Source organism: Solirubrobacter deserti (assembly GCF_027587175.1).
GTDB classification, from domain to species: domain Bacteria; phylum Actinomycetota; class Thermoleophilia; order Solirubrobacterales; family Solirubrobacteraceae; genus Solirubrobacter; species Solirubrobacter deserti.
This window is the reverse complement of record NZ_JAPCID010000001.1, coordinates 88,377-112,506: the sequence shown is the minus strand read 5'-3', so window position 1 is coordinate 112,506 and position 24,130 is coordinate 88,377. Positions and strand designations below refer to the sequence as shown.

Below are 24,130 nucleotides of genomic sequence, written 5' to 3'. Positions count from 1 at the left end.
TCACTTTCCCGGTCCCCCGCGGCCCGCCGTGGCCTCCAGCCACGACGCGAGCGCGTCCGCGCCGCACGCGCGCGCGAGGTCGAGCGCCCGCTCCCGCCGGCCGAGCGCCGCGTACGCCTTCGCGCGCTCGAGGCGCGCGGATGTTCCGTCGAGCATCCTCACCGCCTCGTGCAGCGCGTCCTGATCCCCGGTGACCTCGCCGAGCTGGCGCAGGCTACGCCCCACCACCCATGGCGCGGCGCGCCGGCGTGCGAGCGCGAGCTCCTCGGCCGCGAGCCGTGACGCCGTCTGCCGATCCCCTTCTGCCGCCGCGGCCCGCGCGAGCAGACCGCGCCACGGTCCCCACAGCGGGTGCAGCTCGGCGGGACGCGTCGCGGCGAGCGCGTGGGCGATCGAGCGGGCTTGCGCCGTTTGGCCGTCCGCGAGCAGCAGCTCCGCATGGCTGATCATCCAGAAACGCTCGCCGTCCGACGGTCCCGAGCGGCCCTCACCGACGTGGCGCAGGGCCGCCCACGCCCGGTCGCGCTCGCCGCGCTCGTGCCAGGCCAGCGCGAGCAGCGCCGAGGAGTAGGCCATGTGCGCGTTGCCCGCGCTGCCGAACAACGACTCGCCCTCGATGGCTCGCTCGAGCAATTCGATCGCGCGTGGCAGGTCACCGGTCCACAGCGCGGCGAACCCGCCCCACAGGTCGACGCCGATGGCGTCCAGGACGGAGCCTCGGCGCGCCGATAGGGCGCGGATGCGTTGCCACACGGGCTCGGCGGAGGCTGGTTCGTGCAGGGCCAGCACCGTGGCGGCCTGGACGGTGAAGATTCCGCGGTCGAAGAGCGGCATCTCGTCGCCGGCGAGCGACTCGCGAGCGAGCGCCACCGCCTCCTGCGCGTCACCCAGCAGCAGCGCCACGGCGAGCGCGGTCGCCGACGTCAACGTCTTGGCACCGGGCCCGTGGGTGCGGGGGCCGGCGCGCCAGGCTCCGAGCTCGGCCAGGGACGCCTGGTCGGCGACGCCAAAGAACACGCCGACGATCCGGATCGCGCGCAGCGCCAGGTCGAGATCGGCCTGCTCGGCTCCGAGCTCTGCCCGCGCGGCGTCGACGACGGTGACGGCCTCGGCCGGGTGCTCCATGAACAGCAGCGTGCGCGCGAGCAGGAGCGCGGCCAGGGCGCGCTCGCGCGGGTCGGTGAGCGTGGCGTGCGCCTCGCGCAGCGCGTCGGCGGCCGGCTCGCCGCGGACGAACTCGGCCGCTGCGCCCAGCTCCAGCATCAGCTCGGCGCATCCGTCCGGCGTGGGCATCTCGGCCACCGCCCGCTGAAGCAGCGCGAGCGCCGCTTCGGGCGCTCCACGCTCGACCGCGATCCGCGCCGCTTCGCGCAGCCGCTCGACCACCCAGGCGTCGCCGCGCGGCGCCGCCAGCATCAGCTGCGCCGCCACCCGCTCGGGCGCGGCGCCCAGCTCGGCGAGCAGCCGGGCAGCCCGTGCGTGCTCGAGCTCGCGGCGAGCCGCGGGGAACTCGAGGTAGACGGCATCGCGCACGAGCGGGTGCACGAACCCGAGCGGTCCGTCGCCGCGCAGGATCTCGGCGCGGGTGAGCGCCGCGATGCCTTCGGCCGCCGTGTCTTCTCCCGTTCCCGCCAGCGCGGCGACCTCGCCCACGTGAGGGTGCTCGCCGAGGGTCGCGATCGCACGCGCGACGTCGCCGGCGCCCCACGGCAGCCGGGCGAGCCGCAGCCGCACGGTCTTCGACACCGCCCGCGGCCCGATCGCGCGCACGGACGCGACGTCGGGGGTGCCCGGCTCGCCGGCGAGCGCGGTCAACAGCTCGCGCAGCAGCAGGGGGTTGCCGCCCGTGACCTCCAGGCAGGCGGCGGCGACCGCCGCGTCCGCACCGCCGAGCACGTCGGCGACGAGGTCGGCGGTCCCTTTCGCGCTCAGCGGGCGCGGGCGGATGGCGACCGTCGCCGGATCCTGCTCGACCTCTGCCAGCAGCAGCTCGTCGACGTCGGGCTCGCCCGTGCGAATCGCGGCGACCACGAGCACCGGAAGGCTTGTGATCCGCCGCGCGAGATAGGCGACGAACCGCAACGACGCCGTGTCGCTCCACTGCAGGTCGTCCACGCACAGCACGAGCGGCCCGCGCGTGGCGAGCCCTGCTGTGTACTGGAACAGCGCCGCCAGCACGGCGAACACGCTCTGGCCGTGGGCGACGCCTTCGCCGCCGAAGACGGCGTGCGCCGGAGCCGGCGGCGGGTCGCCGGCGGCGACCGCCTCGAAGAGCTGGCGGACGACGCCAAAGCCGTACTCGCGCTCGAGCACCCCGGCGCGCGCGTCGAGGACGGTCGCCCCCGCGGCGAGCGCACGCTCTCGCGTCGCCGTGAGCAGCCGCGTCTTGCCGATCCCGGCGGGCCCCTCGATCGCGAGCACGCCGCCCAGGCCGGCGGCCAGGCGTCCCAGCGCGTCGCCGATCGCGGCGAGTTCCCCCTCCCGCTCGACGAGTCCGGCCGGACGCGTCGCCGGCGCAGCCGTGGGCCGAGCGAGCAGCCGCTCATGCAGCGTGCGGAGCTCCGGCCCGGGCGTGGTGCCGAGCTCTTCCCGCAGCCGCACCCGGAGCTCGTCGTAGCGGCGCAGCCCTTCCGCGCGGTTCCCGCGCACGAGGAGCGCCTCGATGAGCGCGGCGTACGCTGACTCGCGGAAGGGGGACAGGGCCACCGCGGCACGGCCTGCCTGCTCGTCGCCGGCACGGGCCAGCGCCTCGAGCGCCCGCACCCGCGCCTCCTCGAGCGCTTCGCGCGGGGATCGCAGCCAGGGCGCATCGTACTGCGGCAGCAGGCGCTCCTCGGTGAGCGCCAGGGCCTCGCGCGGCGCAGCGACGAGCGCGGCCTCGACGTCGATCCAGACCGGCACCGGGAACTGCAGGCGCACGGTCTCGCGGCCTTCGATGGTCGCCGGGGCGATCGCCCGGCGCACGCGCGACAGCACCGGGGCGAGGGCCGACTTGGACGGCGGCGCGGCGTCGTCGGTCCACAGGGCCTCGACCAGCTCGTCGCGGTGCACGACGCGGTCGCGGTGCAGGACGAGGTACGCGAACAGCATCCGGCCCTGGTGGCCCCGCAGCTGCGCTTCACGACGTTCGCCGGCGAGCTCCACGCGGAGCTCGCCACACAGATGAATGCTCCAGCCGTCGCTCACCGCTGGGGCACGTTAGTTCCAGCCGGGGCGGAAGCGCCGCCCCGTCCGCTAGGCCAGCGCGGGCTCCAGGTCGGCCTCGATGGCCTTCTTGGGCTTGGCGCCCTGGATGCGCTTCACTTCCTGCCCGTTCTTGAACAGGATCATCGTCGGGATCGCGAGCACCTGGTACTGGACCGCGGTCTGCTGGTTCTCGTCGGTGTTGAGCTTGACGATGCGCAGGTCGTCACGCTCGGACGCGATCTGCTCGAGCGCGGGAGCGACCATGCGGCACGGCCCGCACCACGGCGCCCAGAAGTCCACCAGCACCGGCTGGTCGTTCTCGAGGACCTCAGCCTGGAAGTTGGTGTCGGAAACGTCGGTGATGTTGGCTGCCATTGAAGTGGTCCTCCGGGAAGTCTCGGGTCGCTATAAAAAGTATAGCGGCGTGACCCAGGTCTCGATGGTGGCCGCGAGCAGCACCAGCGGCACGGCGATCGCCGTCGTAGCGATTGTTGCCGCCAGCAGCTCATCCCATGCGCCGCGGCGGCTCGCGACCGTCCACGCGGCCAGCGGCAGGAAGACCGCGAACAGCTCCGGCAGCGCGTGCGGAAGCAGGCGCAGCAGCAGCGTGTGCGGCTCCACGCCGAGGCTCGCGGCCAGGTCGGCGGCGCCGTGCCCGAGTGCGTTGGCCTGCGTGAGCAGCGAGAAGAGCGTCGCGGCGGTGATGAATATGACCGCGAGCGGCGCCGCGTGCCGCTGCGTGCGGGTCATGCGCTCACCCGGCCGCACCCAGCCCGCCATGAAGCCGCCCACGCACGCGAGCGCGTGCAGGGCCAGCACCGTGAAGTTGCGCTGCAGGACGATGAAGAAGTCCGCGACGGTCGCCGGCCGCGTGAAGCCGGGGTAGCTGTACGCCGTGGCGTCGAGCCGGGCCGTGTCGGCGACGTACCAAGTCGCGGCGAGCAGCAGCGCCGTCACCAGCAGCGAGCCCAGCGACCACGCCAGCAGCAGCCGCCATGGAGCGGCGTTCCAGCGGCGCAACGTGGCGCGGGTATGCGGCCAGCCCTGGACGAGGGCGAGCTCCTCAGCCTTCATTGACGAGTGGATCGGCAGATCGGGGCTCGATCTCCAGTGGCGGATACCATCGTCGCGGCCCGAACCGCAGCGCCGGAACCCGCCACGCCGCCTCCAACGCGATGCGCGCGGACATCTTGGACTCGCCGAGCCGGCGCTCGCGGAAGCGGATCGGGACCTCGACCACGCGCAGGCCGAGCGAGAGCACGCGGTAGGTGAGCTCCACCTGGAACGCGTACCCGTGCGCGCCCGCGCTGCCGGCGTCGATGGCCTGCAGCGCGCTCGCCCGGAAGCACTTGAAGCCGCCCGTGAGGTCGCGCACGGGCACCGACAGCACGCGACGCGCGTAGCCGCAGCCGAGCCGCGAGAGCACGCGCCGGTCCAGGCCCCAGTTCTCGATCCCGCCGCCGCTCGTGTAGCGCGAGCCGAGCACGAGGTCGGCGCCGTCGACGGCGGGCGCGACGAGCCGGGGCAGGTCCGCGGGGTCGTGCGAGAGGTCGGCGTCCATCTCCACCACGTAGCCCGCACCATGCGCCAGCGCGTGCTCGAAACCCGCCATGTACGCGCGGCCGAGCCCGGACTTGCCGGCGCGGTGCAGCACGTGCAGCGCCGCGTCCGCGCTCGCCATCTGATCCGCCAGTCGCCCGGTTCCGTCGGGCGAGTTGTCGTCCACGACGAGCACGCGGGCGGCGGGCATGGCCGCGCGGATCCCGCCGACGACCGCCTCCAGGTTGTCGGCTTCGTCGTAGGTCGGCAGGATCACCCAGACGGAGCCGTCCATCACAGGGCGCGTAGGGTACAGACACGCATGAAGACCAACGCCGAGATCGCTGCGGCACTGGACGAGCTGGGCGACCTGTACGAGCTCGACGGGGCCGTGTCCTACCGCGTCATCGCCTACCGCACGGCGGCCAAGGCCGTGCGCGACTCCTCCGTCTCGATCATGGGCCTCACCCGCGAGGGCAAGGTCACGAGCGTGCCGGGAATCGGCAAGACGCTCGAGGAGAAGCTGCGCGCGCTCGACGAGACGGGCGACATCCCGTCCGCGGTCAAGCTACGCGCCAAGTTCCCGGCCGGTCTGGTGGAGATGACCAAGCTGCCGGGCTTCGGGGCCAAGCGGGCGCGCCAGCTCCACGACGCGCTCGGCGTCGACACGCTCGAGGGCCTGCGCGCGCTCGCCGAGCAGGGCGAGGTGCGCAAGGTCAAGGGCTTCGGGCCCAAGGGCGAGGAAAATTTGCTCAAGGCGCTGGCCGCGCACGAGGAGCGCGGCGGCGAGCCCGAGCCGCGCGTCGTGCTGTCCCGCGCGCTGCCGATCGCGCTGGAGATCGCGGAGGCGCTGCGCGCGCACCCGGCCTCCGACCAGGTCGAGGTCGCGGGCTCCGCGCGCCGCTGGGGCGACTCGGTCAAGGACATCGACATCATCGCCACCGCGAGCGACGCGAAGGCGCTGGTCGACACGCTGGCCGGGCTGGAGATCGTCGAGTCGGTGTCCCAGAGCGGCGAGGCCGGCGCGCGCGCCGTCACCCACTCGGGCATGAAGGTGGACCTGAAGGTCGTCGCGCCGGACCAGTTCGGCAACGTCCTGCAGCACTTCACGGGCTCGAAGGCGCACAACGTGCAGCTGCGCGAGGCGATGGTCCGCCGCGGTCTGCACATCTCCGAGTACGGCGTGCTCGACGACGAGACCGGCGAGACGACGCGCTGCGCGACCGAGGAGGAGGTCTACGAGCGGCTGGGCCTGCCGTGGATCCCGCCGGAGCTGCGCGAGGGGCGCGGCGAGCTCGACGCGGCGCTCAAGGGCGAGCTCCCGCAGCTGATCACGCTCGACGACATGCGCGGCGACCTGCACTGCCACACGACGCTGTCGGACGGGCGCAACACGCTGGAGGAGATGGTCGCGGCGGCCCAGGCGCGCGGCTACGAGTACCTGGCGATCACCGACCACTCGGCCTCGCACGGGTTCGGCAACCACGTCACGCCCGAGCAGCTCGAGGCGCGCATCGACGAGATCGCGGCGCTCAACGAGCGGCTCGACGGCTTCCGCGTGCTCGCGGGCACGGAGTCCAACATCCTCCCGGACGGCACGCTCGACTACCCGGACGAGCTGCTGGAGCGTCTGGATTGGGTGATCGGCTCCATCCACACCTCGTTCGGGATGGACGAGAGCGCGATGACCGAGCGCATGCTCACCGCGATCAATCATCCGTGGCTGGACGCGATCGGTCACCCGACCGGCCGCAAGATCGAGACCCGCCCGCCCTACTCGATCGACATGGCACGCGTGATCGAGGCGGCCGCCGCCAACGGGACCATGATCGAGATCAACTCCGCGCCGGACCGGCGCGACATGAACGACGTCTACGCGCGCGCCGCCGCGGCCGCAGGGGTGACGATCCTGATCGACTCCGACGCCCACGGCGCCGAGACGCTCGCGAACCTGCGCTACGGCGTCGCGACCGCCCGCCGCGCCTGGCTCACGGCCGCCCAGGTCGCGAACACGCGCCCGCTCGACGAGTTCCTTCAGCTGCGCAAGCGCGGCAGGAGCTCCTCCGCGACGACCTGATCGACCGCGGCGCGCGTGAAGGGTGCGACCGCCGCGCGGCCGCCCGGCCGCGGGTCGTCGAGCGCGGTGCGGATGTCGAGCCGGTCTCCGACGAGGCGCGGGTCGAGCGCGCGCGCGATCGGTAGCGCCGCGTACGGGCCGGGCGCCGTGTTGGTGACGAGCACGCAGCCGTCCGCGAGCGCCTCGAGCTGCGCGATCCCGTAGTCCTCGCGCCGCGGGGCGGTGACGAACACCCGCGCGCGCCGCAGCAGCGCCCGGTACTCGGTGCGCGGGATCATCCCGGTGAACCGCACCTGCTCGAGCGCCGTGGTGGGCCGCAGCCGCGCGACCCCCCTCTCGCGGAACCGGGCTTCGCCCGAGGAAGGGGGATGTTCCGCGAGGAGGGGGGTCGCGCGGCCGCGGCCAGAGACCTGCTCGGCGGCTCGCGCCAGCCACGCGCGGCCCCGCGCCTCGTCGAGCCCCGCCACCACGAGCTCCTCTCCGGGGCGCGCGTCGCGCGCCCACGCGGCCAGGACGCGGTCCAGGCCCTTCTTCTCCGGGTTCGCGCCGTAGGTGATCGCAGCGATGTCCTTGGTCTCCGGCGGACCGCTCGGCTCGACCGGCACGGGCACGATCACGGCGCCCGCGCGCGGGGTCGGCGCCTCGGCCAGGCCACCCTCGCTCCACGGGACGAGCAGCGGCGCCGCCTGGAAGCGCCGCGCCTCGACCGGACGCTGCCAGATCCCGTGGCGGCCCGGGCGGTTGCCGGCGGCAGGGGCGTCGAAGCGGATCGCGCCCGGCACGGGGCCGAGCAGAGCGGCGGTGCTGCTCGAGTACAGCACCGCGTGCGGGCGGTGCTCACGGATCGCGAGGACCGCGGCGCGGCGCGCGTTCAGCGCCCACGCGAGCTCGATGGCGGCGAACGTGCGCAGCTCGGGCGGGCGCGGGGTGGACGCGACCTCCACCCGCGCGCCGGCGCGGCGCAGGGAGGCGGCGAGCTCCGCGTCGGCCTCGCGCAGGCCCGCGGTGCCGCCCAGGGAGACGATCAGGACGTCGGCTCGGGCCATCAGCCTGGCATTCTGGCGGGCACATGAACGTGCTCGAAGGGACCTACTCCGTCTGCCGCCTCCCGCCGTCCGACCGCGTGCCGTCCTGGGCGCTCGAGCTGCACGAGGGCTTCATGTCCATCACGCGCACGCCGGACGAGCTGTCGATCGTGTGCGGGCAGGACGCCGTGCCGCCGGACGTGACGGTCGAGGACGGGTGGAAGGCGATGGTCGTGCCTGGCCCGATCCCGTTCTCCGAGACGGGCGTGCTGGCGCGGCTCGCGACGCCGCTGGCGGCCGCCGGCATCTCGATCTTCGCCATCTCGACCTACGACACGGACTACATCCTGGTCAAGGAGGGGGACCTCGAGCGGGCGCTGGAGACCCTGCGGTCCACGGGACGGCGGCTGATCGCGTCCGGTTCGCCGTACGAGCCGGTGATCGGCTTCTCGCGCGCCGTGCGCGAGGGCGACCGCGTGCTCGTCTCCGGCACCGGCCCGGTCATGCCCGACGGCGGCTGCCCCGAGAGCACCTACGAGCAGGCGCTGCGCGCGTGGGAGATCGTCGCGAAGGCGCTCAACGAGGCGGGCGCGACCGTGGACGACGTCGTGCGCACGCGCACCTACCTGACGCCCGATGCCGACCCTGACGGCGCCCAGAAGGCGCACGGCGAGGTCTTCGGTGAGGTGCGGCCGGCCTCGACGATGCTCGTGGTCCACTCGCTGCTCGATCCCCGCTGGACCGTCGAGGTGGAGGCGGAGGCTCAGACGCGCAGGTAGTCGCCGCTGAAGCCCGGGGTGCGGACGAGCCGGATGGCGCTCAGCGGCGACGTCTTGTCGACGTAGAAGCGAGCGCCGTCGCGCTCCTCGATCGCGGCCACCGCGGCCTCCTGCCGGCGCCACGCGAGCGCCCAGATGATCGCGAAGCCGGCCGCGATCCCGCCCACCTGGGGCAGGAACACGGACAGCGCGCCGGCCGCCAGGGTCGCCAGCAGCAGCGGCCACAAGCGGTTGAAGATCGTCCGCGCCGGATGCAGTTCTGGGAGCCCCTGCTGGTGGCGGGCGCCGGCGAGCAACCGCGCGATCTGCTCGGTGGTCTCCGGCTGCGAACCCATGACGGTGCCGATGAGCGTCGCCAGCACCCACCACACCGCGCACACGATCGCGGGCGTCTGGTCGAGCGAGTTGGAGATGCCGATGACGGTCAGCGCGGCGAGCAACGTCGCCGACGCGGCGCTCAGCAGGACGGTGGCTTTGAGGAAGTCGCCGAACCGCACTTACAGGAGCAGCGCCCTGAGCAGATCGCGGACGCCGTCCGTGCCTTCGACCAACGTGTCGGCCTCCTCCTCGAGCTGCGGCGGCGTCTCGTCCGAGCGCACGCCGACGCGCAACGCGTAGCCCAGCCGGTCGCGCTCCTGCAGCTCGGTCAGACCGCGGAAGGCGTCCAGGTCGGTGACGTCGTCGCCGACGTAGACCGCCGCGGCCAGGTCCGTGGAGCTGAGCAGGTTGACGATTCCGGCGCCCTTGTCGATCCGCACCGGCGGCCGGATCTCCAGCACCTTGCGGCCCCAATGGGTCACGAAGCCCGCCTCCTCGGCGCGCTCGGCGACCTCCTCGATCGCGAGCCGCGAGTCCTCCTCATCGGGCGTCCCGCGCCAGTGCAGCGCGGCGATCGCCTCCTTGTCCTCCAACCGCACCCGCAGCCGGCGCAGCTTCTCGCCGTAGGCGTCGTGCGCGAACGTCTGCACGCGGCGCGTCCACGCCTCCAGCTCGCGGTCCATCTCCGGCGCGATCGAGCCGGGCCGCAGCACCTCGGACCCGTGCGAGCCGAGGTAGGCGATCGAGCCGAGCGAGACGATCCGGCGCGCGTCCGACGCGCGGCGCCCGGACACGCAGGCCACGACGCCGTAGCGGCGCGCCACCTCGATCAGCGGCCGGCGCGTCGTCTCGGGCATGTGCGCGTCGTCGGGCTGCTCGACGATCGGCGCCAGCACGCCGTCGACGTCGAGGAGCACGGCCGAGCGCTCGGGCGCTTCGCGCAGGGGTCGCAGCTTCTCTTCCAGCGTGGCGGCGTCGGAGGGCACCCACCCAGTATGCGCTACGTCTTCGCGTCCAGCGTCGTCCGCAACGCGGCGACCAGCAGCTCGCTGTGGTCGCCGGCGCGCGCGACCCGCAGGACGCCGTGAATCACGTCCGCGAAGGTGCCACGGCCTGCGCGTCGTCGCGCGGTCTACCGTGCCGATGGCCAGAAGCCAGGACGCCTTCACCGAGACTGCGCGGCGAGCAGGTCGCGGATCTCCGTGAGCAGCCGGACGTCCTCGGCCGGTGCCGCGGGCTCCGCGGCTTCGTCGTCTTCCTTGCGCCTCTGCAGGAACAGGTTCATCGGCTTGACGATGAGGAAGAAGACGACGGCCGCCGTGATCAGGAACGTGAGCAGCGTGTTCAGGAACGCGCCGTACGTGAACTCGGAGCCGTTGATCGTGAACAGGAGTCCCGCGAAACGCTCCTTGCCGGCGATCGCGGCGACGAGCGGGGTGATGAAGCTCGAGACGAAGCCGTTCACGACCGCGGTGAAGGCCGTGCCGATCGCGACGGCCACGGCGAGGTCGACGACGTTGCCGCGCAGGATGAACTCGCGAAACTCTTTCAGCATCGGGGTAGTCTCCCGCGCGTGTCGGCGGTCCTGTGCTTCATCGAGATCCCCAAGGGCTCGCGCAACAAGTACGAGTACGACGCCGACCTCGGCGGCATCAAGCTGGACCGCTTCCTGTTCTCGAGCGTGACCTACCCGGCCGACTACGGCTTCTTCCCCGACACGGAGGGCGAGGACGGGGACGCGCTGGACGCAATCATGCTCGTCGACAAGCCGACGTTCCCGGGGTGTCGCGTCGACGTGCGGCCGATCGCCGTCCTGCGGCTCACCGCCGACGGCGGGCGCGACGACAAGGTCGTCTGCGTGCCGCACGAGGACCCCGCGTGGGCGGACTACGAGTCCCTCGACAGCATCCCGCGCCAGCTGCGCGGCGAGATCGAGCACTTCTTCTCGATCTACAAGGAGCCCGAGGGCCGCAGCGTCGAGCTGCACGGCTTCGAGGACCGCGACGTGGCGGAGCGGCTGATCGACGAGGCTCGCGAGCGCTGGGTCAGTAGCCGCGATCGCGCTCGATAGGCGCGAGCAGGTCCTCGCCCGCACCGAACCGGCGCACGTTCTCGGTGACCCGCTTGGCGAGGTCGCGCTCCATCGTCTCGGGCGGGTTTGCGACGTGCGGCGTGATCAGCGCCCGCGGCTCGCGCCACAGCGGGTGGTCGTCGGGCAGCGGCTCGGGGTCGGTGACGTCGAGCGCCGCGCCGCCGATGCGCTCCTCGCGCAGCGCGTCCACGAGCGCGTCTGGGTCGATCAGCGATCCGCGGGCGATGTTGACGATCCACGCGTGCGGCTTCATCTGCGCGAGCTCCTCGGCGCCCACCAGGTGGCGCGTGCCGTCGGTCGCGGGCGCGCCGATCACGAAGTGGTCGGCCTTGGCCCACACCTCGGGCAGGCGGTCGACGGACCACGTGTCCCCGCGGCCGGAGCGGGTCACGGCGATCACCTCGACGTCGTGCGGCTCGAGCATCTTGATCAGCTCGCGCCCGATCCCGCCCGCGCCGACGACCGCGACGGTCGTGCCCTCCAGCACGCGGTCACCGCCCGGCGACCAGGTCTGCGTACGCGCGTAGCCGACGATCCCGCGCACGCCCGCGAGCAGCAGCGCGAGCGCGTGCTCGGCGACCTGCGTCGCGTACGCGCCCGCCGCGCTCGTGAACTGGATGCGCGGCTGCGCCCGGACAGCATCCATCCACGACTCGACGCCCGCTGCCGGCAGCTGGACCCAGCGCACCCGCTCCGGGAACTCGGGGAAGTCGGGACCGCCGGCCCAGATCACGCCCTCGGCCTCCTCGAGGCCGACGACGCGCCCGCCACCGTCCTCGACGGCGCGAACGAGGTGGTCCTTCGGCTCGGGGCCGACGTGGATCGGGGGGGCGGGCATCTGGTGGGAACGGGTGCGGCTGGCTCGATTGCCGCGTACCCGGCTGGACGTGACGCTATCCGGCATGTCGTTGCTTGTCGCCCGTGGCGTGAAGAAGTCCTTCGGCGGCCGCAGCATCCTGCGCGGCGCCGACCTCGACGTCGAGCGCGGCTCGCGGATCGGCATCCTCGGGCCCAACGGCGGCGGCAAGTCGACGCTGCTGCGCATCCTCGCGGGGCTCGACGACGCCGACGCCGGGACCGTCACGCGCCGGCGCGGCCTCGTGCTCGCCCAGCTGCCGCAGATCGTCGACGGTGACGAGCGCACGCCGCTCGCCACCGTGCGCGCCGCGCGGCCGGAGCTGGCCGAGCTGGACCGCGAGCTGCGGGCGGCCGAGCGCAAGCTCTCCGACCCCCACCTTGCTTCCGACCTGGACGCCATGGCCCGCGCGCTGGCGCACCACGAGCGCGTCCTCGCGCGCTGGACGGACGCCGGCGGCGATCGCGCCGAGGGCGAGGCGCTCGGGCACCTGCGCGCGCTCGGGATCGACGGGCGGCTGCTCGAGATGCCCACGAGCGAGCTCTCCGGCGGCCAGCGCAAGCTCGTCGCGCTCGCCGCGTGCCTCGCGCGCCGGCCCGACGTCCTGCTGCTGGACGAGCCGGAGGCGCACCTGGACATGGCTCGCCGCGAGCGCTTCGGCGCGTTGCTGGACGACTTCGACGGCGCCGTCGTGATGATCTCCCACGACCGCCACCTGCTCGACGCCACCGTCGCCGAGATCGCCGAGCTCGACCACGGCACGATCCGCATCTGGCCCGGCAACTACTCCGCCTACGTGGTCGCGCGCGAGCTCGAGCTCGAACGTCAGCGGCAGGTGTACGTGACCCAGCAGAAGGAGATCGCCCGGCTCGAGGAGGCGGTGCGGCGCTTCCGGCACTGGGCTCACATCCGCGTCAACGAGCGGATGGCCAAGCAGGCGCGCGTCAAGCAGATGCAGATCGACCGCATGGAGAAGGTCGACCGGCCCGTCTTCGAGCGGCGCAAGATGGCGCTCGCGCTGCGGTCCGGCCAGCGCGGCGGCCAGCGCGTGCTGGCGCTGGAGGGCGTGGACGTCGGCTACGGCGACGACCCGGTGCTGCTGGACGTCGAGCTGGTCGTCATGCGCGGCGAGCGGGTCGGCGTCGTCGGGCCCAACGGCGGCGGCAAGACGACGCTGCTGCGCGTGCTCACGGAGGAGCTGGAGCCGTGGACCGGGACCCGCTGGGCCGGCGACGGCATCACGCTCGGGTACCTGTCGCAGGCTGCGGGCTCGCTGGCGGACGACGCCACGGTGCTCGACGCGCTGCGCGCCGGACGCTCGCTCGCCGAGGACGCGGCCGTGCGGCTGCTGATGGGCTTCCTGTTCGACTACGAGCAGACCCGCCGGCCGGTTGGCAGCCTGAGCGGCGGCGAGCGCACGCGGCTTGCTTTCCTGTGCCTGATGCAGGACGCGCCGAACTGCCTGGTGCTCGACGAGCCCACCAACCATCTCGACGTCGACTCCATCGAAGCGCTCGAAGGCGCGCTGGAGCGCTATGACGGCACGGTCATCGCAGTCTCCCACGACCGCTACTTCCTGGACCGGATCGCCGACCGGATCGTGCACGTCGCCGACGGCGAGGTGCGGGCCTACGAGGGCGGCTGGTCCGCCAACGCGGAGGTGGTGCAGCTGTGATCGCGCGCACGTGGCGCGGGGCCGTGAAGACCGCGGACGCGGAGGCCTACGCGGCCTACATCGACGAGACGGGCATGAAGGCCTACGCGGCGACGCCCGGCAACCAGGGCGCGTACATGCTCACGCGCGAGCTCGGTGAGCTGACGGAGTTCGTCACGCTCTCGTTCTGGGACTCGGTCGACTCGATCCGCGCGTTCGCGGGCGAGAACTACGAGACCGCGGTCTTCTACCCGCAGGACGATCGCTATCTCGTCGAGCGCGACGAGACCTGCACGCACCGCGAAGTGGCTAGCATGGCGCGCCGTGACTGACGCCACCAACGGCGCGGGGCGGCCGCTGGTCAGCGTCGTCGTCCCCGTCTACAACGAGGAGAAGACGGTCGCGCAGGTCGTCGACGAGCTGCTCGAGCTCAACCTGCGCCTGGAGATCCTGCTGGTCGACGACGGCTCCACGGACGGCTCGGCCGCCGAGCTCGCCCGCCTGGCGGCCACGCACTCGCAGGTGATCGTCTTCTCGCAGCCGCGCAACCTCGGCAAGGGCGCCGCGGTGCGTCGCGGCATCGACGAGTCCACCGGCGACATCCTGCTCATCCAGGACGCCGACCTCGAGTACTCCCCGTCGGACATCCCCGCGCTGATCGACCCGCTGCTGACCGGCAAGGCCGACGCCGTCTTCGGCACCCGCCTGCGCGGCGGCGCGCACCCGCAGCGCGCGCACCTGTTCTGGCACTACGCCGGCAACCGCTTCCTCACCCTGCTGTCGAACGTGCTCTACAACACGACGATCTCCGACATGGAGGTCGGCTACAAGGCCTTCCGCGGCGACCTCGTGCGCGGCCTGAAGCTGGTGTCCAACGACTTCCAGATCGAGCCGGAGCTGACCGCGAAGATCCTGCGCATCGGCCCGGAGCTGCGCCTCTACGAGGTGCCGATCTCCTACTACGGCCGCTCCTACGCCGAGGGCAAGAAGATCACGTGGAAGGACGGCTTCGGCGCCGTCGCCGCGCTGTTCCGCTTCCGCTTCACCAAGTGAGCCGGCTCAGCGGATGCGGATCGGGGTTCCGATCGGCATCCGCTTGACGAGGCGGACCAGGTCCGCGTTGCGCACGCGGATGCAGCCGTGCGACGGGCGGCCGGGGATCAACCCGGGCTCGTTCGTGCCGTGGATGCCGACGACGCCGCCGAACCACCAGTCGCGCATGCTCGAGTAGCCGCTGGTCCCGAACGCCCACGGTCCGTAGACGCCGCCGTTGCCGCGCAGGCGCTCACGCACCCAGAAGCGCCCGGCCGGCGTGGGTGTGGCCGGCGCGCCGACGCCGACCGGCGCGCGCCAGATCGCCCAGCCGTCCTGGTAGAGCGTCGCGCGGAGGGTCCGCCGGTTGACCACGAGCTGCGTCCGGACGACGTTGAGCCGCCCGAGCGCGCTCGCCGGCACCCACCCCGTCCGGCCATTCGGACGGCCGGGAAGGCGGATGCGCACCCACGGCCGCCCGTCCACGCGGCGGCTCTCGAGCGCGAGGTAGACCTCAGGGCTCTCGTGCTCGGTCCAGAAGCGCAGGTGGTCGACGGCCGCGGCGGAGGCGCGCGGCGCCGAGCGGACGGTCGCCCGCGCGGCGGGATGCGCCCAGCGGGTGACCGTCGTCTCGTTGGAGAGCCGCTCGTCGCCCAGCGGGCCGGCGGCGCCGGGTGCGCGGACCGCGGCCGTCGCCGTGGCGGGCGCGACGAGCGCGACGACCACGGCGACGAGGGCGGATGAGCGGCTCATCGTTCGGCTACCCCGCGAACCGCGGTCGCGCGGCGGTGCGGCTCTCGCTGCAGCGCAGGACCGTCGCCCGCAGCGTCTGGGCCCGCTTGCCGCTCGCGGCGACGTACTCGACGCGCGCCGCGATGCGCAGCGTGCCCGTGGCGTGCGCCCGCGGGTCGATGCGCACGGCGTACGTGCTGCGCGTGCCGTTGAGCCGCGCCACGCGGCGCCCGTTGACGGTGACCGTCACGCGGCGGATGCCCGTGCCACGCACCACCTGCTGGAACGACCGGGAGACGCAGCGGCTCGGGCTCGCCATGCGCGCACGGGCCACGACCTGCGTCGCCCCGAGGACGGCGCCCTGTGCCGGAGCGGCCGTTGCCGGCGCGGAGGTGGGCGCCGGGGCCGAGCCGGGCGTCGGCGTGGGGGCCGGCGTCGAGTCAGGCGTCGGGGACGGGGTCGGGTCCGGCGACGGGCTCGGGCTGGGCGAGGGCGACGGGCTCGGGCTGGGGCTCGGCGAGGGCGACGGGCTCGGGCTGGGCGACGGTGAAGGGCTCGGGCTGGGCGACGGCGACGGGCTGGGGCTCGGCGACGGCGAGGGGCTCGGCGTCGGGCTCGGGCTGGGCGTCGGGCTCGGGCTGGGCGTCGGGCTCGGCGTCGGCGTGGGCGTCGGGCACCAGTCCGGCGTCTTCGGCAGGTCGTAGCAGAACGTGATGTGGCTCAGCCCGTACGGCCGCCAGGTAGCCGGGTTCTTCGGCGCGCTCAGGCCGGTCCCGCGCGTCGTCTCGGACCCGGTGCGATAGATCCGCGCGCCCGGGCCGCCCTTGACGATCACCGCGTCGACGCCCTGGTTGGCGGACCAGTCGAAGCGCGTGTCGCTGACGGTGATCGAGCCGCTGAGCTTGCCGTCGTTGAACGCGGTCCGGCCCTGCACGACGGGCTCGATCTTGAGCTGGCGGAAGCTGGAGCCAAGGCTCGCGCACGACGGGTTGCCGGAGACGTCCGTGTAGCCGTAGGTCGCGAGGGCGGCGCCCGGAGCCAGCGCGCAAGCGCCGGCCGCGAGCACAACGGTGCTTGCAGCAAGTTTGATGGTCGGATAGACCGACATCTGTCCTCCTTGACAGATTCCGATGCAGTCTCCGAGCCGGTAGCTGAGCCGCCTTCACCTACAGAAGGCCTCTGGCTTTGCGAACCCGCCTCACGGCGGGGTTGCCTTGTTTCGTCTCGTGTGTCGCGGGCGACCCCTTGTCGACCGCGTCAACAGTCATGGTGCCACGGCAAACCGCGTTTGCGCGAAACTCGACAGACGTCCGACTAGGTCACGGCCGCGGCGCGCACCGGCTCGGGGCGTCCGTGCAGGTAGCCCTGGGAGTAGTCGATGCCGTGACGGCGCAGCGCGTCGAGCGTCTCGTCGTCCTCGACGAACTCGGCGATCGTCTTCATGCCCATCCCGCGGGCGATGTCGACCATCGACTTCACGACGAGCTGGTCGGTCGGGCTGTGCGCGAGGTTGCGGATGAAGTCGCCGTCGATTTTCAGGTAGTCGAGCGGCAGGTGCTTGAGGTAGTAGAAGCTGGAGAACCCGGCACCGAAGTCGTCGAGCGCGAAGCGGCAGCCCAGACGCGTCAGGCGCTCGGCGAAGGCGCGCGCCTGGTCCATGTTGGCGATGGCCGCGGTCTCGGTGATCTCGAACACCAGGCGGCCGGGGTCCACGCCCGTGGCGGCCAGCTCGCGCTCGATCAGCAGCGGCAGTTCGGGATCGCCGATGGACGCGCCCGAGAGGTTGACCTCGAGCCGGTGCTCGGCGTCGTGGTCGTCGACGAGCAGCCCGATCGCGTTGCGCACGACCCAGCGGTCGAGCTCCTGGATGAGGCCGAAGCGCTCCGCGGTCTCGATGAACGCGGCGGGTGGGATGACCCGGCCGTCCTCGCCGAGCATGCGCAGCAGCAGCTCGTGGTGGGTCGCGGTGCCCGTGGCGATCTCGATGATCGGCTGCCAGTACAGGACGAAGCGGTCCTCCGCCAGCGCACGGCGGATCTGGGCGGCCTGGGCCAGCCGCGTCTGCATGCCCGCGACGCGGTCGTCCGCGTCGTCGAAGATGTGGTGGCGGTTGCCTCCGGCCTCCTTGGCGACGTACATCGCCATGTCGGCCGCGGCCAGGAAGTCGTCGGCCGGCGTGGCGCCGTTGCCGAACAGCGCGACGCCGACGCTCGCGGTGATGGAGACGATGAGCCCGTCGACGGTCGCCGACTGCCCCGCGATCGCCTGCACGATGCGCGCGGCGGCGTCCTCGGCGGCGCCGCGGTCGGCGTCCCGCAGCAGCACGGCGAACTCGTCGCCGCCGAGCCGGGCGATCACGTCGCCGGCGCCGATGCAGGCCGCCAGCGCGCGGCCCATCGTGCGCACGACGTCGTCACCGGCGCTGTGGCCGTGGGTGTCGTTGACGTACTTGAAGCGGTCGAGGTCCAGCAGCAGGACCGCGCCGGGATGCCGGCGGCGCTCGGCGTGCGGGATGTGCTCGGCGAGCTCGCGCTCGAAGCGACGGCGGTTGAAGAGCCCGGTCAGGTGGTCGTGGTCGGCGAGGTGGCGCAACTGCGCCTCGAAGCGCGTGCGCTCGGTCACGTCGCGCAGGATGCTGGTGACGACGACCCCGTTGTCCCCGTTCCCGCGGCTGAGCGTGACGTCGATCGGGAACTCGCTGCCGTCCTTGCGCCGGCCCGTGAGCTCGACGCCGTACTCCTGCATCGTCTCCGTGCCGCTGCCGGCGGCGTGGAACAGGTCACGGGCGCGGTGCGCGGAGTGGCTGGCGAACAGCTCCTCGACGGTGCGGCCGACGAGCTCCGAGCGGCGGTAGCCGAACAGCTGCTCCGTGCGCGCGTTGGCCAGCACGATCCGCCGGGTGGCGTCGACCTTGACGATCGGGTCCGGCGCGTTCTCCAGCGCCCGCGCCTGGTCCTCGGCCTGCTTGCGGGCGGCGATGTCGCGGATGATGCCGCTGAAGAAGCGGTCGCCCTCGCTCGTCCAGGTCGCGAGTGAGAGCTCGATCGGGAACTCGCCGCCGTCCGCGCGCAGGCCGACGACCTCGACCGTCTTGCCGAGGATGCGCGAGTTCTCCGGGTTCTCGACCACACGGCGGATGCCGGCGTCGTGCATCGCGCGGAAGCGCTCGGGCATGATCAGCGACAGCGGCCGGCCGATGACCTCGCGGTCGCTGTAGCCGAACATGCGCTCGGCGGCGGGGTTCCAGGACAGGACCAGGCCGCGCTCGTCGGCGGCGATGATCGCGTCGTTGGCCGTCTCGGCGACCGACCGGAAGCGGCTCTCGGACTCGCGCAGCGCCTGCTCCATCCGCATGCCGGCGATCACCCGGCCCAGCTGGCGCCCGATGTGGGCGGCGACCTCGAGCAGGCGGTCGTCGGGCGTGACGGCCGACAGCGAGAAGCATTCGATCACGGCGAAGCACGCGTCACCGATCGGGACCGGGAACGCCAGGCCGCCACGCAGGCCGACCTCGGCCGCGACGGCGTGGCGGGGGAAGTTGGCGTCGCAGGTGACGTCGACGATCCACTCCGCGCGCCCGCTCTCGAGCACACGCCCGGGCAGGCCGACGCCGCGGGCGAGCGACGTGCGCTCCGTCAACTCGCGGAAGCGCCGGAAGCGCGCCGCGTCGCTGAGGTACCAGAGCTGGGTGGGGAGCACGCCGTCGGATTCGGCGAAGTACACGTGTCCGACCGGCCAGCCCGTCCAGCGGCAGATCTGCTCGACGCACGCCATCAGCGCCTCGTCGACCGACGCGGCGCGGCTCGTGGCGTCGGCGACGCGCTCGATCAAGCCGACCAGCGCGGCGTCCGCCGGCGGACGCCGCGTGGAGGAGCGGGCCACCGTCAGGGCCGCTGCACCGGCGCTGACGACGGCGGCAAGCCCGGCGAGCCGGGCTTCGGTGCGGGAGGAGGGAGCCACGCCCGGGTTCATCGGCACGCGCCCACCGGGGCTTGACCTACACGGGGGAGGTGCAGGTCGGCGTGCCGTTGTCCCTGACGTATCGGATCAGCGGCGGATGTCCTCGCACCCCCCGACGATGACGTCGTTCGGGTCGACCGCCACGACGTCCTGGCCGTCGCCGCAGTCGATGCGGTCGATCGCGCCGTCGACGGCGTCGATGCGGTCGTTGCCCGGGCCGCCCTGGACGATGTCGGGGTCCTGGGTGCCGGAGATCTGGTCGTCGCCGGGGCCGCCGTCGACGTAGTCGGAGCCGAAGCCGCCCTCGATCTGGTCGTTGCCGTCGTTGCCGTGGACCTGGTCGTTGCCGTAGCGGCCGTACACCTGGTCGTTGCCCGGGCCGCCGGCGACGATGTCGTCCTGGTGCTCGCCGTCGACGTAGTCGTCGCCGCCGAGGCCGTTCAGGGTGTCGTTGCCGATCGAGCCGAAGACGGAGTCCGGGCCTTCGGTGCCGATCAGGTTGTCGTCGCCGATGCCGCCGCGCACGACGGAGGGCGGCGGCTCGTCGGTGGACGGCTCGGGCTGGATCTGCACGACGGTCTCGCACGAGTCGAGCTGGTCGCGCGTGGGCGCGGTGTCCTCGACGTAGACGGTGTCGTCGCCGCGGCCGCAGAAGACGAAGTCGGCGCTGTCATCGGCCACGCGGATCGTGTCGTCGTCGTCGCCGCCGAAGACCTCGTCGGCGCCGTGGCCGCCGACCAGCGTGTCCTCGCCGTCGTAGCCGGAGATGCGGTCGTCGTCGCCGCCGCCGTCGAGCGTGTCGTCGCCGAGCTGGCCCGTGATGTTGTCGCGGCCGGCGTTGCCCTGGACGGTGTCGTTGCCCTCGCGGCCGTGCAACTGGTCGCCCGCGCGGCCGCCGACCAGGGTGTCGTCGCCCTCACCGCCGTCGAGCTTGTCGGCGCCGTTCTGGCCGTAGAGCTGGTCGTTGCCCGGCCCGCCGTCGAGCAGGTGGTCGTTGCCGCGGCCGCCGTCGAGCAGGTCGTTGCCCGGGCCGCCCTCGAGCAGCTTGTCGTTGCCGAGGCCCTTCTCGCCGATGATGTCGTCGCCCTCGCCGCCGCGCAGGGTGTCGTCGGCGTCGCCGCCGTCCATCTTGTCGTTGCCGGGGCCACCCTCGATCACGTCGTTGGAGAGCCCGCCCTGGGCGGTGTCGTCCCCGCCGCCGAGCGTGAGCTGGTCCTGGCCGGTGTCGCCGTAGGCGGTGTCGTTGCCCTCGCCGCCGTCGAGCGTGTCGTTGCCGGAAGAGCCGGAGAGCGTGTCGTTGCCGAGGTCGCCGAACAGCTGGTCGTCGCCGCGCTGGCCGCGCAGCAGGTCGTCGCCGCCGAGCCCGCGGAGCAGGTCGGCGCCGCGCGTGCCGTTGAGGACGTCGTTGGCCTCGGTGCCCGCCAGGGAGGCGAGACCGGGCTGGACGACGAGCGAGCCGGGGGCGCCGGCGAGGCGGACCGTCTTCAGGCGCACGCCGGAGAACGGCGACAGCACGACGACGGTCTTGGCGCGGCGGTCGGACACGTACACGCGGGCGCCGTCGTTGGCGTATGCGGCTCGGCCCGGACCGCCGCCCGTGGCGGGCCGCGCGAGCACGCGGCGCTTGGCCAGGTCGACGAGCGCGGCCTTGCGGTGCACGCCGCGCAGCTTCGCGCCCGGCGCCACGACCGCGCGCAGGCCGTCGGGAGATACGGCGACGCCGCCGCCACCGTCCGTGCGCAGCGCGACCGAGCCGGTCACGCCGCCCGTCAGCGGGTTCACGCGCACGAGGCGTGCCTGCGGCTTGCGCTTGCCCCGCTGGGGCTCGGTGGCCGAGACCCACGCCTGCCCCTGGGCGAGCGCGACGCCCGCCGCGCCGCGCAGCGTGAGGCGCCGGACGAGCCGGCCCGTGTCCAGATCGAGCACCGCGACCTTCCCGCCGCGCTGCACCACGACCGCGCGCGTGGACGTGACCACGAGGTCGATCGGCTCGCCCGCGAGCGCGCGCAGGCCGACGCGCTGCGCGGTCGCCAGGTCGATCACCTCGAGCCCGCCGCGCCGCGCCGCGAACGCCCGCGCGCCGTCGGGCGAGACCGCCAGCGCGGCCGGTGTGCCCTGCAACTGCGCGACGCCGTTCACGCCGCGTGTGTTCAGGTCCAGGATCGTGACGATCCGGCCCGTCGCAATCAGCGCGCGCGAGCCGTCCGGCGTGGCCGCCACCGCGGTGGCCCGGCCGGGGACGCGGTACGGCGCGGGCTGGGCCGTGCGCGTGTCGATCAATTGCACCTGATCGGTGCTGGTGGCGACGACAACGACGCGCCCGTGGGCCACGGGCGCAGCGATGAGGAGCAGCGACAGAGCGATGAGGGTCCGCACGAGGGACTGGAACACGCGGAGCCGTCGACGGTTGCGCGGTTTTTACAACCCCGCGCGCTCCAGCGCCGCCTCGTACTCGTCCATCAGCTCCTCCTCGTCGAGCCCTTCGGCCTCGCCGCGTTCCCAGATCGCGCTCAGCTCCTCGGCGTGCGGCTTGTAGCGTTCCAGCCATTCCTCGCTGCGCGGCATCCAGTAGCCCGTGAGCGAGTAGCGCGCCTTGTCGACGCCGCGTTCGTGGCGCAGGTACCGGCGGGCGTCGCGGACGATCTGCGTCTGGCCCGCCATCCAGATGTAGCCCGGCCCGTCCGGTTCGGGGAACGTGCGGACGATCTCGTTCAGGCAGCACGTCCCGTGCAGCCAGCGCACGTCGGCGTCGGTCTCCCAGTCCTGGCGATCGGCCGGGTCCTCGATCTCGAGCACGACGGTCGTCTGCACGCCCGGCCGCGCTTGCGCGAGCATCCGTCCGATCGCCGGCAGCGCCGTGAGGTCCCCGACGAGCAGCTGCCACTCGGCGTCCTCGGGGAGCACGTAGCCGCCCTCGGCGGCGCTCCACACGAGCTCGTCGCCCGGCTCGGCGGTGCGGGCCCAGGTCGCGGCGAGCCCGCCCTCGTGCAGCGCGAAGTCGATGTCGAGCTCCTCGACCTCCGGCCGCACGGCGCGCACCGTGTAGTTGCGGCGCAGCGAGTGGTCGCCCGGCTCGCCGAAGAACAGCATCAGCCAGTCGTCGGGGCGTTCGGTGGGCCGGCAGCCCGGAACGGCGAACGTGAGCCGCAGCATGTGCGGCGAGACCTCGGTCCTGCGCAGCAGCGTGCCAGTGGTGTACACGCCGAGTTAGGGTAACCTAACGGCAGTTCCTCAGCCGGTAGACGATCATCTCCGGCCCCGGGCGCTTGAACTCGGACTCGACGTAGTTGAACGACTTGTCGACCTGGTAGCGCGGCAGGTCGCCGTCGGTCGGGTCGGTGCGGAAGACGACGTCGGCCTGAGCGCGCAGCGCGGCGTAGTACTTGGCCGCCTGCGGCGCGCGCTGCGGCTCGGCCTGCGCGCGGCCGTACTGCGTCGAGCCGGTGACGACCCAGCACACGCCCTCGCGCCGGTAGATGTCGACCAGCTTGGGCGTGAGCGTGCGCTCGTAGTTCTGGAAGTTCGCCGTGCGCCGGGCGCCGCCGTGCTCGGCGGCGAGCTCCTCGATGATCGCGTCGTTGCGGTTGAAGCGCTGCCACTGCTGGGTGGGGTCCGCCTTCGCGCCGCCGCCCGGGGTGGAGCCGTACCACTCGGTCGGCGCGATCGGCTCGAAGCTCACCTTCGTGCCCTGCGGGACGTTGGCCACGAGCCAGTCGCGCGTCTCGGTGCGGGTGTCCTCACGGCCGAGCACGATCGCGTTGCGGACGGTGGTGTAGAGGCTGGGCGCGAGCGCGAGCGCGACGACCGCGCCGAAGACGACCTTCTGGCGGATCTGCGTGACGGCGTACGCGGCGAGGATCGCGAGCGCGGGGAACAGCGGCAGCATCCAGCGCGCGTAGAAGCGGCTCTGGCTGCCCATGTACAGCCAGTAGAGGACGATCAGCCCGCCCAGGACCGCCGCTTCCCTGTAGCGCTTGCGCACCAGCAGCACGACGCCGCCGGCCACCGCCAGCAGGCCGGGGATGAGGCCCAGCGACCAGGTGCTGGAGGTCAGGTAGTACCACCAGCCGTTGCGCTCGGGCTGGCCGAGCAGCGCCCCGCCGGCCGCGAACTTGCGCTGGCGGTCGAGGTCGGAGATGAACGTGTCCCAGTCCGCGAACAGGTACGGGTTGGTGACGATCACGGCCGCGATCGCGATCAGCCCGGCGAGCAGCAGGCCCTTGAACGCCTGCTTGAAGGAGAGCGGGGAGAGCAGCGCGGCGGCGACCAGCGCGACGACCACGGCGCCGTCGGAGTACTTGAAGGACGCGGCGAGCCCGACGCACGCGCCGCCCGCGAGCAGCGCCTTCGTCGACCCGGTGCGCAGCACCACCGCGCTCGCCCACATCGCCAGCGCGCACGGCAGCATCCCGGGCCCGTCGTTGAGCGCGAGCCGCGAGTAGAAGACGGGCAGGAACGCGACCGCGATGATCGCGGCCGCGACCAGTCCGGCCCGCCGGTCGAACCACGCCTTCGCCGCGAAGTACGTCGCCGCGACCGTCCCGACGCCGAAGAACACGCTGATCCAGCGGCCGGCCAGGAACACCGCGCCGGCGTCGTCGGCGAACCACTGCTCCACCCCGCCGAGGTGGATCACGCTGAACCACGCGGCGAGGATGTACGTAAGAAGCGGCGGATTGATGAAGTAGCCCGGGTTCAGGTCCCCGGTCGTCATCGACACCGCGTGCGGCACGAAATGCGCCCGCTCGTCCAGGTTGTACGCGTAGGGCAGGCCGTGCCCGAGACTCCACACGCGCAGCCCGAAGGCGACGAGCAGGATCAGCGCGAGGATCGCGGCGGGTGCGCGGTCGCGCGTGAACACGCGCGAGCAGTCTACGAGG

21 protein-coding genes and 1 riboswitch are annotated in these 24,130 nt (G+C 73.0%); of the genes, 6 read left to right on the top strand and 15 right to left on the bottom strand.

The window, feature by feature from the left end; translation table 11 throughout:
- From OJ962_RS00520 to OJ962_RS00505, 4 genes are read right to left on the bottom strand one after another with little or no spacing between them, the layout of a single operon-like run.
- Entirely contained in the window at positions 1 to 3,186 is a 3,186-nt protein-coding gene (locus OJ962_RS00520) for an ATP-binding protein (RefSeq protein WP_202954749.1), read from the bottom strand.
- A gap of 48 nt (positions 3,187 to 3,234) precedes the next feature.
- Complete coding sequence (gene trxA, locus OJ962_RS00515) at positions 3,235 to 3,561, bottom strand: thioredoxin (protein WP_202954750.1); 327 nt, start codon at positions 3,559 to 3,561, stop codon at positions 3,235 to 3,237.
- Positions 3,562 to 3,591: 30 nt separating this feature from the next.
- A complete protein-coding gene (locus tag OJ962_RS00510; RefSeq protein ID WP_202954751.1) occupies positions 3,592 to 4,260 on the bottom strand; it encodes a stage II sporulation protein M in 669 nt (222 codons plus the stop codon).
- Complete coding sequence (locus tag OJ962_RS00505) at positions 4,250 to 5,020, bottom strand: polyprenol monophosphomannose synthase (RefSeq protein ID WP_202954752.1); 771 nt, start codon at positions 5,018 to 5,020, stop codon at positions 4,250 to 4,252. The genes OJ962_RS00510 and OJ962_RS00505 overlap by 11 nt, the downstream gene beginning before the upstream one ends.
- Before the next feature lie 27 nt (positions 5,021 to 5,047).
- On the opposite strand from OJ962_RS00505, the gene polX reads away from it, so the two are divergent.
- Positions 5,048 to 6,802, top strand: a complete 1,755-nt coding sequence (polX, locus tag OJ962_RS00500) for a DNA polymerase/3'-5' exonuclease PolX (RefSeq protein ID WP_202954753.1) — start codon at positions 5,048 to 5,050, stop codon at positions 6,800 to 6,802.
- Here polX and OJ962_RS00495 read toward each other — a convergent pair.
- On the bottom strand, positions 6,760 to 7,848 hold the full coding sequence (locus tag OJ962_RS00495; RefSeq protein WP_202954754.1) for a glycosyltransferase: 1,089 nt from the start codon (positions 7,846 to 7,848) through the stop codon (positions 6,760 to 6,762). The two genes, polX and OJ962_RS00495, sit on opposite strands and share 43 nt — an antisense overlap.
- A gap of 23 nt (positions 7,849 to 7,871) precedes the next feature.
- Between OJ962_RS00495 and OJ962_RS00490 the strand changes: the two genes are divergently transcribed.
- A complete protein-coding gene (locus tag OJ962_RS00490) occupies positions 7,872 to 8,606 on the top strand; it encodes an ACT domain-containing protein (RefSeq protein WP_202954755.1) in 735 nt (244 codons plus the stop codon).
- Here the strand turns inward: OJ962_RS00490 and OJ962_RS00485 are convergent.
- The 3 genes from OJ962_RS00485 to mscL all read right to left on the bottom strand — a co-directional run bounded on the left by OJ962_RS00485 (position 8,591) and on the right by mscL (position 10,479).
- On the bottom strand, positions 8,591 to 9,103 hold the full coding sequence (locus OJ962_RS00485) for a hypothetical protein (protein ID WP_202954756.1): 513 nt from the start codon (positions 9,101 to 9,103) through the stop codon (positions 8,591 to 8,593). The genes OJ962_RS00490 and OJ962_RS00485 overlap by 16 nt on opposite strands.
- Positions 9,104 to 9,910 (bottom strand): trehalose-phosphatase, encoded by an 807-nt coding sequence (otsB, locus tag OJ962_RS00480; RefSeq protein ID WP_202954757.1) that lies wholly within the window; start codon positions 9,908 to 9,910, stop codon positions 9,104 to 9,106. It lies immediately after the preceding gene.
- Between the two features lie 179 nt (positions 9,911 to 10,089).
- Positions 10,090 to 10,479 (bottom strand): large conductance mechanosensitive channel protein MscL, encoded by a 390-nt coding sequence (gene mscL / locus OJ962_RS00475; protein WP_202954758.1) that lies wholly within the window; start codon positions 10,477 to 10,479, stop codon positions 10,090 to 10,092.
- An 18-nt stretch (positions 10,480 to 10,497) separates the two neighbouring features.
- Here mscL and OJ962_RS00470 point away from each other — a divergent pair, with 18 nt between their 5' ends.
- Positions 10,498 to 10,995 (top strand): inorganic diphosphatase, encoded by a 498-nt coding sequence (locus OJ962_RS00470; protein WP_202954759.1) that lies wholly within the window; start codon positions 10,498 to 10,500, stop codon positions 10,993 to 10,995.
- Here the strand turns inward: OJ962_RS00470 and OJ962_RS00465 are convergent.
- Positions 10,970 to 11,854, bottom strand: a complete 885-nt coding sequence (locus OJ962_RS00465) for a D-isomer specific 2-hydroxyacid dehydrogenase family protein (RefSeq protein ID WP_202954760.1) — start codon at positions 11,852 to 11,854, stop codon at positions 10,970 to 10,972. The two genes, OJ962_RS00470 and OJ962_RS00465, sit on opposite strands and share 26 nt — an antisense overlap.
- A 64-nt stretch (positions 11,855 to 11,918) precedes the next feature.
- On the opposite strand from OJ962_RS00465, the gene abc-f reads away from it, so the two are divergent.
- From abc-f to OJ962_RS00450, 3 genes are read left to right on the top strand one after another with little or no spacing between them, the layout of a single operon-like run.
- Positions 11,919 to 13,547, top strand: coding sequence for a ribosomal protection-like ABC-F family protein (gene abc-f, locus OJ962_RS00460; protein WP_202954761.1), 1,629 nt, complete (start codon positions 11,919 to 11,921; stop codon positions 13,545 to 13,547).
- Entirely contained in the window at positions 13,544 to 13,858 is a 315-nt protein-coding gene (locus OJ962_RS00455; RefSeq protein WP_202954762.1) for a hypothetical protein, read from the top strand. Before abc-f ends, OJ962_RS00455 begins: the two co-directional genes overlap by 4 nt.
- Positions 13,851 to 14,579, top strand: coding sequence for a glycosyltransferase family 2 protein (locus OJ962_RS00450; protein WP_202954763.1), 729 nt, complete (start codon positions 13,851 to 13,853; stop codon positions 14,577 to 14,579). Before OJ962_RS00455 ends, OJ962_RS00450 begins: the two co-directional genes overlap by 8 nt.
- A 6-nt stretch (positions 14,580 to 14,585) precedes the next feature.
- Here the strand turns inward: OJ962_RS00450 and OJ962_RS00445 are convergent, their stop codons facing one another.
- The 6 genes from OJ962_RS00445 to OJ962_RS00420 form a co-directional block, all read right to left on the bottom strand.
- Positions 14,586 to 15,311 carry a L,D-transpeptidase gene (locus tag OJ962_RS00445; RefSeq protein ID WP_202954764.1) on the bottom strand — a complete coding sequence of 242 codons (726 nt, stop codon included), beginning with the start codon at positions 15,309 to 15,311 and terminating at the stop codon, positions 14,586 to 14,588.
- Between the two features lie 7 nt (positions 15,312 to 15,318).
- Positions 15,319 to 16,356, bottom strand: coding sequence for a hypothetical protein (locus tag OJ962_RS00440; RefSeq protein ID WP_270006118.1), 1,038 nt, complete (start codon positions 16,354 to 16,356; stop codon positions 15,319 to 15,321).
- 77 nt (positions 16,357 to 16,433) lie between these two features.
- Positions 16,434 to 16,514, bottom strand: a riboswitch (cyclic di-GMP riboswitch).
- 90 nt (positions 16,515 to 16,604) lie between these two features.
- The gene (locus OJ962_RS00435; RefSeq protein WP_202954766.1) at positions 16,605 to 19,250 is read right to left on the bottom strand and encodes an EAL domain-containing protein; all 2,646 of its coding nucleotides are present in this window, start codon (positions 19,248 to 19,250) and stop codon (positions 16,605 to 16,607) included.
- An 87-nt stretch (positions 19,251 to 19,337) separates the two neighbouring features.
- Positions 19,338 to 21,626, bottom strand: a complete 2,289-nt coding sequence (locus OJ962_RS00430) for a hypothetical protein (RefSeq protein WP_270006117.1) — start codon at positions 21,624 to 21,626, stop codon at positions 19,338 to 19,340.
- Between the two features lie 42 nt (positions 21,627 to 21,668).
- A complete protein-coding gene (locus tag OJ962_RS00425; RefSeq protein ID WP_202954768.1) occupies positions 21,669 to 22,451 on the bottom strand; it encodes a siderophore-interacting protein in 783 nt (260 codons plus the stop codon).
- 16 nt (positions 22,452 to 22,467) lie between these two features.
- Positions 22,468 to 24,111 carry an ArnT family glycosyltransferase gene (locus tag OJ962_RS00420; RefSeq protein ID WP_202954769.1) on the bottom strand — a complete coding sequence of 548 codons (1,644 nt, stop codon included), beginning with the start codon at positions 24,109 to 24,111 and terminating at the stop codon, positions 22,468 to 22,470.
- Between the last annotated feature and the right edge of the window lie 19 nt (positions 24,112 to 24,130).

What these genes read in the sequence shown, in the direction of transcription:
- polX (WP_202954753.1), top strand. Translation starts at nt 5,048, where the DNA reads ATGAAGACCAACGCCGAGATCGCTGCGGCACTGGACGAGCTGGGCGAC.
- trxA (WP_202954750.1), bottom strand. Translation starts at nt 3,561, where the DNA reads ATGGCAGCCAACATCACCGACGTTTCCGACACCAACTTCCAGGCTGAG.
- OJ962_RS00505 (WP_202954752.1), bottom strand. Translation starts at nt 5,020, where the DNA reads ATGGACGGCTCCGTCTGGGTGATCCTGCCGACCTACGACGAAGCCGAC.
- OJ962_RS00465 (WP_202954760.1), bottom strand. Translation starts at nt 11,854, where the DNA reads ATGCCCGCCCCCCCGATCCACGTCGGCCCCGAGCCGAAGGACCACCTC.
- OJ962_RS00510 (WP_202954751.1), bottom strand. Translation starts at nt 4,260, where the DNA reads ATGAAGGCTGAGGAGCTCGCCCTCGTCCAGGGCTGGCCGCATACCCGC.
- OJ962_RS00490 (WP_202954755.1), top strand. Translation starts at nt 7,872, where the DNA reads ATGAACGTGCTCGAAGGGACCTACTCCGTCTGCCGCCTCCCGCCGTCC.
- OJ962_RS00495 (WP_202954754.1), bottom strand. Translation starts at nt 7,848, where the DNA reads ATGGCCCGAGCCGACGTCCTGATCGTCTCCCTGGGCGGCACCGCGGGC.
- mscL (WP_202954758.1), bottom strand. Translation starts at nt 10,479, where the DNA reads ATGCTGAAAGAGTTTCGCGAGTTCATCCTGCGCGGCAACGTCGTCGAC.
- OJ962_RS00445 (WP_202954764.1), bottom strand. Translation starts at nt 15,311, where the DNA reads ATGAGCCGCTCATCCGCCCTCGTCGCCGTGGTCGTCGCGCTCGTCGCG.
- abc-f (WP_202954761.1), top strand. Translation starts at nt 11,919, where the DNA reads ATGTCGTTGCTTGTCGCCCGTGGCGTGAAGAAGTCCTTCGGCGGCCGC.